Origin of the sequence: Zavarzinia sp. CC-PAN008 (genome assembly GCF_051903925.1) — a bacterium.
GTDB lineage: Bacteria > Pseudomonadota > Alphaproteobacteria > Zavarziniales > Zavarziniaceae.
Genome location: NZ_CP173678.1, coordinates 3249909 through 3263413, shown reverse-complemented (window position 1 = coordinate 3263413; position 13505 = coordinate 3249909). Strand labels below are relative to the sequence as shown.

The following is a 13505-nucleotide window of genomic DNA, read 5'->3' as shown; positions in this document are numbered from 1 at the left end:
CCCAAGGCGAGCCCAACCATGACCGATGCCTGGCTGATCACCGGCGTGCGCGACACGCAGTCGGTCACGCCCGACTGGCAGGTCGTGGACCAGCCGGCGATCGACGGCGTCGCGGTGCGGGCGGTCGGCAACGTCCTGGGCGACCAGGGCTGGCTGACCGAGGTCTGGCGGCAGGACTGGGACGACGGACACGCGGTGGGCCAGGTCTTCCAGAAGGTGCTGGCCCCCGGCGGCCTCAGCGCCTGGCACGCCCATGCACAGACGGTCGACCGCCTGGCCTGCGCCTATGGCCGCATCAAGCTCGTCCTGTTCGACGCGCGTTCCGGCTCGCCCAGCGCGGGGGCCGTGGCGGTGCTGCGCCTGGGCCAGGAGCGGCCGGCGACGGTCCTGGTGCCGCCCGGCGTCTGGCATGGCGTGCAGTCGATCGGCGACGGCCCGGCGATCCTGGTCAACGTGGTCGACCGCGCCTATTCCTACCAGGCGCCCGACCATTACCGCCTGCCGCCCGACACCGACCAGATCCCCTACCGCTTCACCTGAGGGCGCGATGCGGGATGCGCCGCTGGTCGCGATCATCATTGCCAGCTTTGGCCGGCCCGACGCGCTGCGCCTGACGCTGGAGAGCGTCCGGGCCCAGACCCTGGGCGACTGGCAGGTACTCGTAGTGGGCGACTGCTCACCGGGCAGCCGCGCCGTGGTGGATTCGTTTGGCGAGCCGCGCTTCGGCTTCGTCGACCTGGCGATCAACTACGGCGAGCAGAGCGGGCCCAACAATGTGGGCCTGGCCCGGACGCAAAGCCGCTATGTCGCCTGGCTCAATCACGACGACCTGTGGTTCCCGGACTTCCTGGCCGTCGCCGTCGACTGGCTGGAGGCGACGGCCGCCGACCTGGTCTTCGGGGCCGCGGCCGTGGTCCGTCCCGCCACCCGGGCCGAGCTGGAGGCCGGCCGCTGGAGCGCGTGGCTTGGCGGCGAATCGCCGACGGGCGGGCTCGACCCGGCGGTGACGCACGCGCTGGCCTCGTCCTGGCTGCTGCGCCGCAGCCTGGCGGAGCGGCTGGGCGGCTGGCGCGCCGCGACACGCACCGCGCGCTACCCCAGCGCCGATTTCCTGGAGCGGGCCAACCGCGCCGGGGCCAGCCTGCGCGCGCTGCCGCACCTCGGCACCGTCATCTGTGCCTCCGGCCTGCGCAAGGGCTCCTATGTTGAGCCGCAGGACCTGGAGCAGGCCTGGTTCTGGGAGCGCATGCGCGCGGCTCCCGCCTTTCGCGCGGTCGTGCTGGACCATGTGGCGCCGCTTCGGCCACAGACGCCGCTGCAGCACCTGACCCATGCCTATCTGCGGCTGCTGGGACGACCGATGATGGCGCTGGGCCTGTCACCGCTGGGCGTGCTCAACACGCTGCGCGGCCGACCGGGCCGCTGGGTGCTGGACACGCTGCGACGGACGCGGGGACTGGGACCCCTGCCCCGCAACGCCACGACCATGGCGGCGTTGCGTCGCCGCCATGGTCCGCCGGACGAGGGCTGAAGGCTCAGCCCAGGCCGGGATAGCTGGCAATGGTTGCCATCGGCACCATGGGTCCAAGGACCATGATGACGGCGGCGAGGAAGCCAAGGATATCCAGCCCGGCAAAGGCCGGCCCAGTGTCGCGGTGGACGGTGTCGCGGTGGACGGTGTCGTGGTGAACGGTCTCATAGGTGGTCATGGCGGCACTCCGGTGTATATGGCCGCTCAATAGGTGCCGCCCAAAACCGTTCCGCCGCGGTCAGGATGCGGCGGCGCGCGTATCCTCCAGGATGCCGGCGCCCAGGGCCTTCAGCTCGGACGCGATCTCGGTCGAGGTCGCGACCGCCTCGGGCGGTGCGTCGGCGGTCTGGGCGTAGTCGCACAGCGCCGCGCCAAAGGCGTCCGCCTCCGCCAGCAGTGCCTGGGCCGCCGCCACGGGGTCCGGCTCCGTCGCGAATCGCTCGACATAAAGCCGGCGCAGGTACCATTCGATGGCGACCAGGCGCTCGTGGCTGACCAGCATGATCGTGCTCATGATTTCCTCCAGGACCGATCGCGCCGGACGGGCACGGCGCGTCGTGGCCAAGAATGCAGACACGGCGCGGTCACGCACCTAGTATCGGCCGGCCAGGTTCGGGGACTGACGCATGGGGGGTCGGCCCGGGCGGGCCGTGGAGATCCCGTCATTGGACGCCTTGCCTTACGAGCCCAGCCGTCCAGCTCCCGCGGGCCCGGTGCGCCTTGCCCTTGCCTGGCTGCTGTGGCCGCTGCTGCTGTCCGGCGCCATCGCGGGCCTGGCCCTGGCCCATGCGCTGGGGCAGGCGACGATCGGCTTCGACCTTGTCTACATCGCCCTGGCCTTGGTGCTGCTGGGCTGCGAGCGGTTGATGCCGCACGAGCCTGCCTGGCAGCGCGACGACGGGCAGATCGGCCCCGACCTCGCCCACACGCTGCTGAACAAGGGCTTCATCGCCGGCTTGCTGCTGCTGACGCTGGCGATCGGTGCGGGCGACCTGCTTCCCGCGGAGGGCCGCGGGCTTTGGCCCAGCGCCCTGCCCTTCGCCCTCCAGGTCGCCCTCGGTCTCGTCATCGCGGAGGCAGCGCTCTACACCATCCACCGCCTCGCCCATGAATGGCCGCGCCTGTGGCGCTTTCATGCCGTGCATCATTCCTCGGTCCGGCTGTGGGTGGTGAATACCGGCCGCTTCCACGCCGTCGACAGCCTGGCCAAGACAATCCCGGCCCTGGCCCTGGCGGCAGCCGTGGGAGCACCGGGCGACGTGATCCTGTGGGTGTCGGCGATCACCGCGTTCATCGGCCTGCTGACCCATTGCAATGTCGAGATGCGATTCGGCGCGCTCAGCCTGGTCTTCAACACGCCCGAACTGCACCGCTGGCACCATTCCAAGGTGCTGGACGAGGGCAACCGGAACTATGGCGAGAATCTGGTCCTGTTCGACCAGCTCTTCGGCACCTATTGCCGGCCACCCCGCCGCCCGCCAGCCGACATCGGCATCGACGCCGCAATGCCGGCCACCTTCTGGGGCCAGCTCAAGGCCCCCTTCCAGTAGGCCTTGTCCAAATGCTGCCAGTGGCGCCTGTTGTGCCGAAAGTGTGGTTGGCACTATTAACCGACAATTCGCTGACGATGCACAGTCGGCTGAAGCCGTTCGCCTCACGCTCGGCCCCACCGACCCGGGGGGCACCGGTCATCGGGATCGGGGACCAGCTCTGGGATCAGGGAATGGTGAGCCCGTCGGGATTCGAACCCGAGACCCCATGATTAAAAGTCACGTGCTCTACCGGCTGAGCTACGGGCTCACAGGGGGCGCAAGATTGTGCGGCGCGGGCTGCGCGTCAAGCCTCGTCCGGCGGATCGTCGGCCGCCTGTGGCCCCGGGGCCAGGAACGCCTCGCGCACGGCATCCAGCGTGCCGCCCGCCGCAATCGCGTCGCGCAGGGCCTGCATCAGGTCCTGGTAGTGCGTCAGGTTGTGCCAGGTCAGCAGGACCGAGGCGAGGATCTCGTTCGCCTTGACCAGGTGGTGCAGATAGGCGCGCGAGAAGTCGCGGCAGGCCGGGCAGCGGCACGCGGGGTCCAGCGGGCCCGGATCCTCGGCAAAGCGGGCATTGCGCAGGTTCAGCGTGCCACCCCGCACGAAGGCCTGGCCATTGCGCCCCGACCGGGTCGGCATCACGCAGTCGAACATGTCGATGCCGCGCGCGACGGCCCCGATGATGTCGGAGGGCTTGCCCACGCCCATCAGGTAGTGTGGCGCCTCCGCAGGCAGGTGCGGCACCACGCCGTCCAGCACCGCGAACATCTCGGACTGGGGCTCGCCCACCGCCAGGCCGCCCACGGCATAGCCGTCAAAGCCGATCGCCTTCAGCCCCTCGGCCGATTCGGCGCGCAGGCCGGCGTCGATCCCGCCCTGGACGATGCCGAACAGGGCCCGCCCGCGGGAGGCATCGTCGCCGAACGCCGCCTTGGAACGCGCCGCCCAGCGCAGCGACAGGCGCATGGCGCGGGCCGTCTCCTCAGCCGTCGCCGGCAGGGCCACGCACTCGTCCAGCTGCATCGTGATGTCGGCGCCAAGCAGGCGCTGGATCTCGATCGAGCGTTCCGGCGTCAGGGCGTGCGCGCTGCCATCGACATGGGAGCGGAAGGTGACGCCGCGCTCGTCCAGCTTGCGCAGGCCGGCCAGGGACATCACCTGGAAGCCGCCCGAATCGGTCAGGATTGGGCGATCCCAGTGCATGAAGCGGTGCAGGCCGCCAAGCCGGGCCACCCGCTCCGCCCCCGGGCGCAGCATCAGGTGATAGGTATTGCCCAGCAGGATGTCGGCGCCCGTCTCGCGCACGGCCCCCGGCAGCATCGCCTTCACCGTCGCGGCGGTGCCCACGGGCATGAAGGCGGGCGTGCGGATCTCGCCCCGGGGCGTGGTGATCGTGCCCTGGCGCGCCTGGCCGGACGTGGCATGGATCGCGAAGCTGAAGCGGGTCATGCGGACTCCGATGCCGGCCAGATCAGCGAGGCATCGCCATAGGAGAAGAAGCGATAGCGCTGGGCCACCGCATGGGCATAGGCGGCACGCATCCGCGCCATCCCGCCCAGGGCGGACACCAGCATCAGCAGTGTCGACTTGGGCAGGTGGAAATTGGTGACCAGGCCATCGGCCACGCGGAAGCGGAAGCCCGGCGTCACGAACAGCCGCGTCTCGCCGCTCCACGGCCCTGGCGGCGCCCCGTCCGGCGCCGCGAGCGCGGCACTTTCCAGCACGCGCAGGGCGGTCGTGCCGATGGGCACGACGCGGCCGCCGCGCGCCCGCGTCGCCGCGATCGCCGCGGCCGTGGCGGCGGGCAGTGCACCCCATTCGGCGTGCATCTGGTGGTCGGCCAGGCGCTCCACCTTGACCGGCAGGAAGGTGCCGGGCCCGACATGCAGCGTGACCGGGGCCAGGGCCACGCCCCGCGCGCGCAGCCGCTCCAGCAGGGCCGGCGTGAAGTGCAGGCCCGCGGTGGGGGCCGCGACCGAGCCCTCGTGCGCCGCGAACACGGTCTGGTAATCGGCGCGGTCCTGGGCATCGGGCGCCCGCAGCTTCGCGATGTAGGGGGGCAGCGGCATGTCGCCCTCGACCTCCAGCACGCGGCGCAGGTCCTCGCCCGCGCGGTCGAAGCGCAGCGTGACGGAGCCGTCGGCGTGGCGGTCCGCCACCTGCGCGGTCAGCGCGCCGAAGGTGACGTGGGCGCCGTCGCGGAAGCGCTTGCCCGGCTTCACCAGGGCGCGCCACAGCGCGCCGTCGGGCGCATCGACCAGGGTGGCCTCCACCCGCCCCTCGCCGATCCGGCCGGTCAGGCGCACGGGCAGTACGCGGGTGTCGTTGAATACCAGCAGGTCGCCGTCGCGCAGTTCCTGCGGCAGGTCGGCCACGCTGCGGTCGCGCAGGTCCTGGCCCACGACCAGCAGGCGGGCGGCGTCGCGCGGCACGGCCGGGCGGGTCGCGATCAGGTCGGGCGGCAGGTCGTAGTCAAAATCAACAAGGCCGAGCGCTGGGCGCCCGGCCTTGTCTTCGTCATGGCTGGCCTGGCCGCCCGGAACGGCTGTTCCGGGAAGCCCTGTCATGTCACTGGACGTCGGCAGCAACTTTCAGGCTGATGATCTTGTCCGGGTTCACGACCGAGCCGTTGCGGTTGGGATCGCCGCGCTTGATCTGGTCGACATGCTCCATCCCCTCGGTCACCTTGCCCCAGACGGTGTACTGGCCGTCCAGGAAGGGCGCCGGCTCGAAGCAGATGAAGAACTGGCTGTCGGCGCTGTCGGGGTTCTGGGCGCGGGCCATCGACAGCGTGCCGCGGACATGCGGCTCGCGCGAGAACTCGGCCTTCAGCTTCTGGCCAGAGCCGCCGGTGCCGTCGCCACGGGGATCGCCCGTCTGGGCCATGAAGCCCTCGATCACGCGGTGGAAGTTCAGCCCGTCATAGAAGCCCTGGCGCGCCAGTTCCTTGATCCGGGCGACATGGTTGGGGGCCAGGTCGGGGCGCAGTTCGATGACCACGCGGCCCGTCTTGAGTTCCATGATCAGCATATTTTCAGGGTCCGCGGCAAGTGAAGGGGAAGCAAACAGAAGAAGCGCAGCAAGCGCCAGAAGAACGCGACGCATGACCGACCTTTGGTTGGGGACGGATGGAGCAGCAAGGCCGACGAACGCGGTCGTCAGACCTCCGGGAGTTCGTCAGACCTTCGAGAGTTCGCGGCCCGTCAGCCGGGCCTCAAGCAGCTTGGCGACATAGGGTGACACGAACGGCTTCACGTTGCCACCCAGGCGGCAGATCTCCTTGACCAGGCGCGAGGCGATCGCCTGGTGCGTCGCCTCGGCCATCAGGAAGACCGTCTCGATCTCGGGGTTCAGCTTGCGGTTCATGCCGACCATCTGGAACTCGTACTCGAAGTCGCTGACCGCGCGCAGGCCGCGGATGATGACGTTGGCCCCCACCTCCTCGGTATAGTGCATCAGCAGCTTGTCGAACGGGCGCACGTCGACGACGGCATTGCCGTTGGCCCCGGCGAAGTGGGCGCACTCGTGGCGCACCATCTCGGTCCGCTCCTCAAGCGAGAAGAGCGGCCCCTTGTCGGCATTGATGGCGACCCCGATCACCAGGCGGTCGACCAGCTTGACCGCGCGCTTGATGATGTCCAGGTGGCCGTTGGTCAGCGGGTCGAACGTGCCCGGATAAAGGCCGATGCGCTCGCGCGTCACGATGAGGCGTCTCCCTCGTTGTCGGGCAGCCCCGAAGCCGGGCCGGATTGCTCCTGCCCGGGCGCCGATGCGTCACCCGCTTCTTCCTCGGCGCCAGCCGGATCGTCGGGGGATGGGTCATCCGCGGACGCATCGTCCCCGACACGGGTCACCGACACGACCTTTTCTCCATCCGCCGTGCGGAGCAAAACTACACCCTGGGTATTTCGCCCGGCAATGCGGATCTCGTCCACGCGGGTGCGGATCGCCTGGCCGGCGTCGGTCAGCAGGATCAGCTGGTCGCCCGCCTCCACCGGCAGGGCGGCGACCACGGGACCGTTCCGCTTCGTCGTCTGGATGTTGATGATGCCCTTGCCACCGCGATTGGTCAGGCGGTACTGGTCGATTGCCGTCCGCTTGCCATAGCCGTTGGCGGTCACGGTCAGGACGTACTGCACGCCTTCCCGCTCCTCGGTCTCGACCTCGGCCAGCGCCGGCTCCTCGGCCTCGGGCGCGTCCTCGTCGTCGGTCGGGTCGCCCGCGGCATGGCCCAGGATGCACATGGCGACGACCGAATCGCCGTCCAGCAGGCGGATGCCGCGCACGCCCGTCGAGCCGCGGCTGGCGAACACGCGCACCCCCGTCACGGGGAAGCGTACGGCCTGGCCATTGGCCGAGGCGATGAGCACGTCCTGGTCGGCGGAGCACGGCGCCACCGCGATCAGGCGGTCGTCGGCGTCCTCGCCCTCGAACTTCATCGCGATCTTGCCCGACGAGCGCACGTCGACGAACTCGGAGAGCTGGTTGCGCCGGACATTGCCCTTGGCCGTCGCGAACATGGCGTAATGGTCGTCGCCCACCTCGCCCTCGGGCAGCGGCATCACCGTGGTGATGCGCTCGCCCGTCGACAGCGGCAGGAGGTTGACCATCGCCTTGCCCCGCGCCTGGGGCGTGCCCACCGGCAGGCGATAGACCTTGAGCTGATAGGCCATGCCCTTGTCGGAGAAGAACAGGATCGGCGTGTGCGTGGACGCGGCAAAGACCTGCGTCACGAAATCCTCGTCCCGGGTCGACATCGCCGTGCGCCCGCGCCCGCCGCGGCGCTGCGCGCGATAGGCCGACAGCGGCACGCGCTTGATGTAGCCCGCGCGGCTGACCGTCACGACCATGTCCTCGCGCTGGATCAGGTCCTCGTCGTCCAGGTCGCCGACATTCTCCAGGATCTCGGTGCGGCGGGGCACCGCGAACAGGGCGCGCACCTCCAGCAGTTCGTCGCGCATCAGTTCCAGCAGGCGCGGCCGGCTGCGCAGGATCAGCAGGTAGTCGCTGATCGAGGTTTCGAGCGTGCGCAGCTCCTGCCCGATCTCCTCGCGCCCCAGGCCGGTCAGGCGCTGCAGGCGCAGGTCCAGGATGGCGCGGGCCTGTTCCTCGCTCAGCCGGTAATGGCCCGTCCGCTCCAGCAGCGGCACGTCCTCGATCAGCTGGAGATAGTCGATCACCTCGTCGAAGGCGAAGGGCTCGGCCATCAGCGCCTCGCGCGCGGCGGCCGGATCGGCGGAGCCGCGGATGATCGCGATCACCTTGTCGATGTTGGCGACGGCGATCAGCAGGCCGGCCAGGACATGGGCCCGGTCGCGCGCCTTGTTCAGGCGGAAGCGGGTGCGCCGGCTGATGACCTGCTCGCGGAAGTCCAGGAACGCACGCAGGATAGTGCGCAGGTCGAGCAGTTCCGGCCGCCCGTCGCGGATCGCCATCATGTTCATGGCGAACGAGCTTTGCAGCGGCGAGAAGCGATAGATCTGGTTCAGCACGACATCGGCATTGGCATCGCGCTTCAGCTCGATGACCACGCGCACGCCTTCGCGGTTCGATTCGTCGCGCAGGCCGTCGGCGGCGATGCCTTCGATCTTCTTCAGCTTCACCTGCTCGGCGATGCGCTCGACCATCCCCGCCTTGTTCACCTGGTAGGGGATCTCGGTGACGATGATCGCCTCCCGGTCGCCGCGCAGCTGCTCGATATGGTGCTTGCCGCGGATGATGACCGAGCCGCGCCCCGTCAGGTAGGCCTGGCGGATCGCCCCCTGCCCCAGGATCTGGGCGCCGGTCGGGAAGTCCGGACCCTTGACGATCTGCATCAGGTCGTCGGTCGAGACGTCGGCATCGTTGATCATGGCGATGCAGGCGTCGATCACCTCGCCCAGATTGTGCGGCGGGATGTTGGTCGCCATGCCGACCGCGATGCCGCCGCCGCCATTGACCAGCAGGTTCGGGAACCGCGCCGGAAGGACCGTCGGCTCCTCGTTCGCATTGTCATAGGTCGGCTGGAAATCGACCGTATCCTCGTCGATGTCCTGCAGCAGGAAATCGGCGGCCCGCGCCAGCCGGATCTCGGTATAGCGCTCGGCCGCCGGGGAATCGCCGTCCATGGAGCCGAAATTGCCCTGCCCGTCGAGCAGCGGCAGGCTCATGGAGAAGTCCTGCACCAGGCGGACCATGGCGTCGTAGATCGCCTGGTTGCCGTGCGGGTGGTACTTGCCCATCACCTCGCCCGTGGCGCGGGCCGATTTCTTGGTCGCCTTGTTCCAGTCAAAGCCCGCGGCCTGCATGCCGAACAGGATGCGGCGATGCACGGGTTTCAACCCGTCGCGCACATCGGGCAGCGCGCGCGAGACGATCACGCTCATCGCGTAGTCGAGATAGCTGCGCCGCATCTCGTCTTCGATGGTGATGGGCGCGATGTCGGAGCGCGGGGTCAGCGGCCCGCCGGTCGGCGGCGCTGCGGAAGGATCGTCGGGTGTGTCTGCCAAGGGGACTATCGTGCGAGCGGGCCGGTGCGGAAGGGCGATGGCCCGGTACGGGATTCGAGGACGCGATTATAGAGAGCGGGAGGCCCCAGGGCCAGCCGCCCCCTGCATGGGCCTCAGGTGGGTGGCGCGGGGCTGGGCGGGGCCGCCGGATCGCCCAGGTCCGACGGTCCCGACGGTGCCGGCGGTGGTGCCGCCGCCGGCGCCGCCGGTGGCACGGGCCGCCGGCCAAGCGGTCCCGGAAACAGGTCCGAGGTCCAGCCCATCGCATAATAATAGGCCATGCCGACCCATTCCCGCGCCGCGGCGCGGGCGATGCCGAGCGACGTCGACACATCCAGCGCCTGGAGCAGCGGCGCATCCGGCAGCGCGCGGAAATCGGTCGGATAGGGGATCACCTCCCACCCCACCTGGCGGAAGATGCCGACGCTGCGCGGAATGTGCGCGGCGGAGGTGACCAGCACCCAGGTCTCGCCCGGCCTGGGATTGGCCAGGGCCTGGGCGTTGACGGCGTTCTCGCGCGTGTTGCGCGACTGCTCCTCGACGATGGCGCGGCCGCGCGGAATGCCCAGCTTCTCCAGCAGGCGGAGAGAGACCTCGGATTCCTTCCAGTCGGCCGGCCCGCGCAAGTCGTTCGACCCGCCGGCCACCACCAGGCGCGCTTCCGGGTGGGCCAAAGCCAGGGCGGCAAAGGCGGCGACGCGGTCGCCCGCCTCGTTGAACAGCGGCTGGTTCCAGGCGACCGACAGGCGCGGCATCTCGGCCCCGCCCAGCAGGATCAGCCCGTCCACCCGTTCCGGCAGCGGCGGATTGGCGGGAAAGCGCTGCTCCAGCGGCATGATGATCCACTGCCCGCCCTGCAGCACGCCAAAGGCCAGCATCAGCAGACCCGACAGCCACAGCATGCGGCGCCCGATCCGGCGCCGGAACGCCGCCAGCGGCCCACCCACGACCAGCAACAGCGCGATCAGGTTGGCGGGGTCGACCAGGGCCCCCAGGATCTTCGACACCAGGTACATCACGCGGCCCGCCGCAACAGCACGTCCAGCGAGCGGATCCGCAACTCATCCTCGGGCAGGTCACGGAACGGCCGGGCCAGCGCCCGGCGCGGCGTCGGCAGGCTGGGCCAGCGGTCGATCTCCAGCACCTGCGGCTCAAGGCCGGCGCGGGTCATTGCCTCCAGCATCGCGGCACAGCGCACCCGGTTGGTATAGAAGCCGGAGCGGGTCATGAACGGCGCCTCCCACACGCCTTCGCCAAAGCGCAGGTTGTTGAGCGCGTTGGCCAGATGGTCGCGGAAGTCCACGCGGTGGCTGCCGATCCCACCCGGTGCCTGCAGCCTGGCGAACTCCCGGAAGACGGCATCAACCTCGGCCAGGGGCACGTGCTCCAGCACGGCCTGGGAAAAGATCAGGTCGAATGTCCCCTGCGGCAGCGCGCGGAGCGAAGTCAACCCCTCCACCATGTAGCCGGCCCGGCAGCGCGCCAGCACCGCGTCGACCGTCGTGGCGCCGCTGAGGTCGGGCGGGTTCAGCCCCCGCTGGCGCAGCGCCTCGGCCAGGGCGCGATAGAAGCCGACATCGCGCGTGGCAAAGCGCCCGGCATCGACCAGCACGGTGCGCGCGGCGCCATGGGCACAGGCGATCACGGCGCTGGCCAACGAGTCGCCCGGCCCAAGTTCCAGCACCGTGAAGCCGCTCCGGCCCTTGAGCCCGCTGCGCTCCAGGTGCGTCTCGAACACCCGGATGGCATAGGCCGGATCGTCCATCGCGCCGTGCCGGAACAGCGACAGGCGCTGCCACAGGCCATAGCCGACCGGCAGGCGCGACAGCACGATCTTGGCCGCGATCTTGGCCGGCCACGCCCGGTCCAGCAGGCGCCTCAGCACGGGACCACCATCCGGTCAGGCGGCAAGGCGCGCAGGCCCGCCCAGGTCCAGGCGGTCGCGCCAGCGCTCCGCCCAGTGCTGGAACATCAGGACCGGCCACAGCTGGTGCTGGCGGCTGGCGGTCCCTGCCTTGTGCTCGGCCCACAGGGCGGCCACATGCGCCGCGTCGAAGACGCCATCGGCGGCCAGGACCTCGCGCGCCAGCAGGGCATCGGCCCAAGGGCGCAAGGGGCCACGCAGCCAGTCCGCGATCGGCGCCGCGAAGCCTGTCTTGGGCCGCTCGAACAGGGCCTGGGGCACATGGCGCGCCAGCAGCTGGCGCAGGGCCAGCTTGCCCCTGCCCTCGGCCAGCTTCAGGCCGCGCGGCAGGCCCCAGGCGGCGTGCAGCACGGCGGGATCCAGGAACGGCACGCGTGCCTCCAGCCCCGTCGACATGGTTGCGCGGTCGACCTTCACCAGGATGTCGTCCGGCAAGTACAGGCGGCTGTCGACATATTGAAGCTGGTCGAGCGGGTCCACGAACGTCTGGGCCAGGCCGGCCAGCCGCTCCGCCGGTCCGCCTGCCTGACGGTCCAGCAGCGTGCGGCCGTCCGGCGCGTGGCTGACCAGCGCCAGATAGACGGCGGCGGGCGAGGCACTGGCCAGGGTATTGGCCAGCTTGGCCGACTTCTCCCCCGCATGGCGCAGCGCGGGCGACACCAGGCGCGCCAGGCGGTCCCAGCCGCCGGGACCGATGGCGCGCAGTGCCCCCGCCACAGCCAGGCGGGCCAGCCGCGGCTGCCGGCGCCAGCGATCCAGGCGCAGGCCCCAGGGATAACGGGCATAGCCGGCGAACAGCTCGTCCCCGCCATCGCCCGACAGCGCGACCGTGACATGCCGCCGGGTCAGCCGGCTCAGCAGCACGGTCGGGATCTGCGAGGCATCGGCGAACGGCTCGTCATGGATCCAGGCCAGGTCCGGCACGATCGCCAGGGCATCGTCGGCCGTCGCGCGCAGCGTGTGGTGCTCGGTCCCCAGGTGCCGGGCGATGGCCTCCGCATGGGGGCTTTCGTCGAACCGGGGATCGTCGAAGCCGATGGTGAAGGTGGCGATCCGCCCGCCCCGCGCCTTGGCGGCATAGGCTGTGACCAGGCTCGAATCGATGCCGCCCGACAGGAAGCTGCCCACCGCCACGTCGGCGATCAGGTGGCGCTTCACCGCCGCCTCCAGCACGCCCTCCAGGCGGGACAGCTGTGCTGCCTCGTCAGCCGGCGCGGGCGCCGCGCGGGCTTCCTGGATCGCGGCGTCCAGCGCCCACCAGCGCCGCCGTGCCACCACCCGCCCGCCCTGCGCCACGACCAGGCAGCCGGCCTCGACCTTCTCGACCTCGGCCAGGATGGCGGCCGGGGCCGGGATATAGGCCAGCGTCACCAGGTCCTGCACCGCGGCCCGGTTCAGCGTCCAGCGCCGCCCGGCCAGGCCCAGGAAGGCCGACATCTCGGACGCGAACGCCAGGCCGTCGCCCAGGTGCGCCAGGTACAGCGGCTTGATGCCCAGGCGATCACGGGCCAGCGTCAGGGTTCGCTCGCGACGGTCCCACAGGCCGACCGCGAACATCCCGCTGGCGCGGGCAAGCGCTGCCTCCAGCCCGTCGCGGACGATCAGCTCCAGCAGCACCTCGGTGTCCGAATGGCCGCGGAACGGCACGCCTTGCGCCGCCAGTTCGGCGCCAAGCTCGGGCGCGTTGTAGATCTCGCCATTATAGGTCAGCGCATAGCGGCCGCAGCGCGACAGCATGGGCTGGGCCCCCGCCTCGGTCAGGTCCACGATGGCCAGGCGGCAATGGCCCAGCGCCACGCCGCCCTGGGGATCGGCCCACAGGCCCGAGCCGTCCGGTCCGCGATGGACCAGGGCGGCATTCAGGGCCGCCGCCTGCGCCGCGACCGCGTCCGGCGCGCGCGTTCCGCCATCCAGGAAGCCTGCGATTCCGCACATGGCGCGATCACACCATGGTCGGCGGCATGGTCAAGGACATGGCAGGCAGGTGCACGGACTGTCGCACTTTGGTCACGGTCCGGGACTGGATCAG

The 13505-nt window shown here is 70.5% G+C and carries 13 protein-coding genes and 1 tRNA gene; 3 read left to right on the top strand and 11 right to left on the bottom strand.

Features of this window, described 5'->3' with window-relative positions; translation table 11 throughout:
• The first annotated feature begins 18 nt into the window (after positions 1 to 18).
• Positions 19 to 540, top strand: a complete 522-nt coding sequence (locus ACI6GS_RS15355; protein WP_439814327.1) for a dTDP-4-dehydrorhamnose 3,5-epimerase family protein — start codon at positions 19 to 21, stop codon at positions 538 to 540.
• 7 nt (positions 541 to 547) lie between these two features.
• The gene (locus ACI6GS_RS15350; protein ID WP_439814326.1) at positions 548 to 1531 is read left to right on the top strand and encodes a glycosyltransferase family 2 protein; all 984 of its coding nucleotides are present in this window, start codon (positions 548 to 550) and stop codon (positions 1529 to 1531) included.
• A 4-nt stretch (positions 1532 to 1535) separates the two neighbouring features.
• Here the strand turns inward: ACI6GS_RS15350 and ACI6GS_RS15345 are convergent, their stop codons facing one another.
• Both ACI6GS_RS15345 and ACI6GS_RS15340 read right to left on the bottom strand, forming a co-directional pair.
• Positions 1536 to 1709: a hypothetical protein gene (locus ACI6GS_RS15345; RefSeq protein ID WP_439814325.1), complete on the bottom strand. Its 174-nt coding sequence runs from the start codon at positions 1707 to 1709 to the stop codon at positions 1536 to 1538.
• A gap of 60 nt (positions 1710 to 1769) precedes the next feature.
• Positions 1770 to 2045 (bottom strand): hypothetical protein, encoded by a 276-nt coding sequence (locus ACI6GS_RS15340; RefSeq protein WP_439814324.1) that lies wholly within the window; start codon positions 2043 to 2045, stop codon positions 1770 to 1772.
• A gap of 151 nt (positions 2046 to 2196) precedes the next feature.
• On the opposite strand from ACI6GS_RS15340, the gene ACI6GS_RS15335 reads away from it, so the two are divergent.
• Positions 2197 to 3081, top strand: coding sequence for a sterol desaturase family protein (locus ACI6GS_RS15335; protein WP_439814323.1), 885 nt, complete (start codon positions 2197 to 2199; stop codon positions 3079 to 3081).
• 174 nt (positions 3082 to 3255) lie between these two features.
• Here the strand turns inward: ACI6GS_RS15335 and ACI6GS_RS15330 are convergent.
• The 9 genes from ACI6GS_RS15330 to asnB form a co-directional block, all read right to left on the bottom strand.
• A tRNA-Lys gene (locus ACI6GS_RS15330) sits at positions 3256 to 3331 on the bottom strand.
• Positions 3332 to 3367: 36 nt separating this feature from the next.
• Positions 3368 to 4513: a tRNA guanosine(34) transglycosylase Tgt gene (tgt, locus tag ACI6GS_RS15325; RefSeq protein WP_439814322.1), complete on the bottom strand. Its 1146-nt coding sequence runs from the start codon at positions 4511 to 4513 to the stop codon at positions 3368 to 3370.
• Positions 4510 to 5631, bottom strand: a complete 1122-nt coding sequence (gene queA / locus ACI6GS_RS15320) for a tRNA preQ1(34) S-adenosylmethionine ribosyltransferase-isomerase QueA (RefSeq protein ID WP_439814321.1) — start codon at positions 5629 to 5631, stop codon at positions 4510 to 4512. Before queA ends, tgt begins: the two co-directional genes overlap by 4 nt.
• Position 5632: 1 nt before the next feature.
• Positions 5633 to 6169, bottom strand: coding sequence for a peptidylprolyl isomerase (locus ACI6GS_RS15315; RefSeq protein ID WP_439814320.1), 537 nt, complete (start codon positions 6167 to 6169; stop codon positions 5633 to 5635).
• Between the two features lie 72 nt (positions 6170 to 6241).
• The gene (coaD, locus tag ACI6GS_RS15310; protein WP_439817978.1) at positions 6242 to 6769 is read right to left on the bottom strand and encodes a pantetheine-phosphate adenylyltransferase; all 528 of its coding nucleotides are present in this window, start codon (positions 6767 to 6769) and stop codon (positions 6242 to 6244) included.
• The gene (gyrA, locus tag ACI6GS_RS15305) at positions 6763 to 9456 is read right to left on the bottom strand and encodes a DNA gyrase subunit A (protein ID WP_439817977.1); all 2694 of its coding nucleotides are present in this window, start codon (positions 9454 to 9456) and stop codon (positions 6763 to 6765) included. The genes coaD and gyrA overlap by 7 nt, the downstream gene beginning before the upstream one ends.
• Before the next feature lie 209 nt (positions 9457 to 9665).
• Complete coding sequence (locus ACI6GS_RS15300; RefSeq protein WP_439814319.1) at positions 9666 to 10559, bottom strand: YdcF family protein; 894 nt, start codon at positions 10557 to 10559, stop codon at positions 9666 to 9668.
• Positions 10560 to 10567: 8 nt separating this feature from the next.
• Entirely contained in the window at positions 10568 to 11437 is an 870-nt protein-coding gene (locus tag ACI6GS_RS15295; RefSeq protein ID WP_439814318.1) for a methyltransferase domain-containing protein, read from the bottom strand.
• 15 nt (positions 11438 to 11452) lie between these two features.
• Positions 11453 to 13411 (bottom strand): asparagine synthase (glutamine-hydrolyzing), encoded by a 1959-nt coding sequence (gene asnB, locus ACI6GS_RS15290; protein WP_439814317.1) that lies wholly within the window; start codon positions 13409 to 13411, stop codon positions 11453 to 11455.
• Between the last annotated feature and the right edge of the window lie 94 nt (positions 13412 to 13505).

Coding starts and splice junctions, on each gene's coding strand:
- ACI6GS_RS15355 (WP_439814327.1), top strand. CDS start 19: ATGACCGATGCCTGGCTGATCACCGGCGTGCGCGACACGCAGTCGGTC.
- ACI6GS_RS15350 (WP_439814326.1), top strand. CDS start 548: ATGCGGGATGCGCCGCTGGTCGCGATCATCATTGCCAGCTTTGGCCGG.
- ACI6GS_RS15345 (WP_439814325.1), bottom strand. CDS start 1,709: ATGACCACCTATGAGACCGTTCACCACGACACCGTCCACCGCGACACC.
- ACI6GS_RS15340 (WP_439814324.1), bottom strand. CDS start 2,045: ATGAGCACGATCATGCTGGTCAGCCACGAGCGCCTGGTCGCCATCGAA.
- tgt (WP_439814322.1), bottom strand. CDS start 4,513: ATGACCCGCTTCAGCTTCGCGATCCATGCCACGTCCGGCCAGGCGCGC.
- queA (WP_439814321.1), bottom strand. CDS start 5,631: ATGACAGGGCTTCCCGGAACAGCCGTTCCGGGCGGCCAGGCCAGCCAT.
- ACI6GS_RS15315 (WP_439814320.1), bottom strand. CDS start 6,169: ATGCGTCGCGTTCTTCTGGCGCTTGCTGCGCTTCTTCTGTTTGCTTCC.
- gyrA (WP_439817977.1), bottom strand. CDS start 9,456: ATGCGGCGCAGCTATCTCGACTACGCGATGAGCGTGATCGTCTCGCGC.
- asnB (WP_439814317.1), bottom strand. CDS start 13,411: ATGTGCGGAATCGCAGGCTTCCTGGATGGCGGAACGCGCGCGCCGGAC.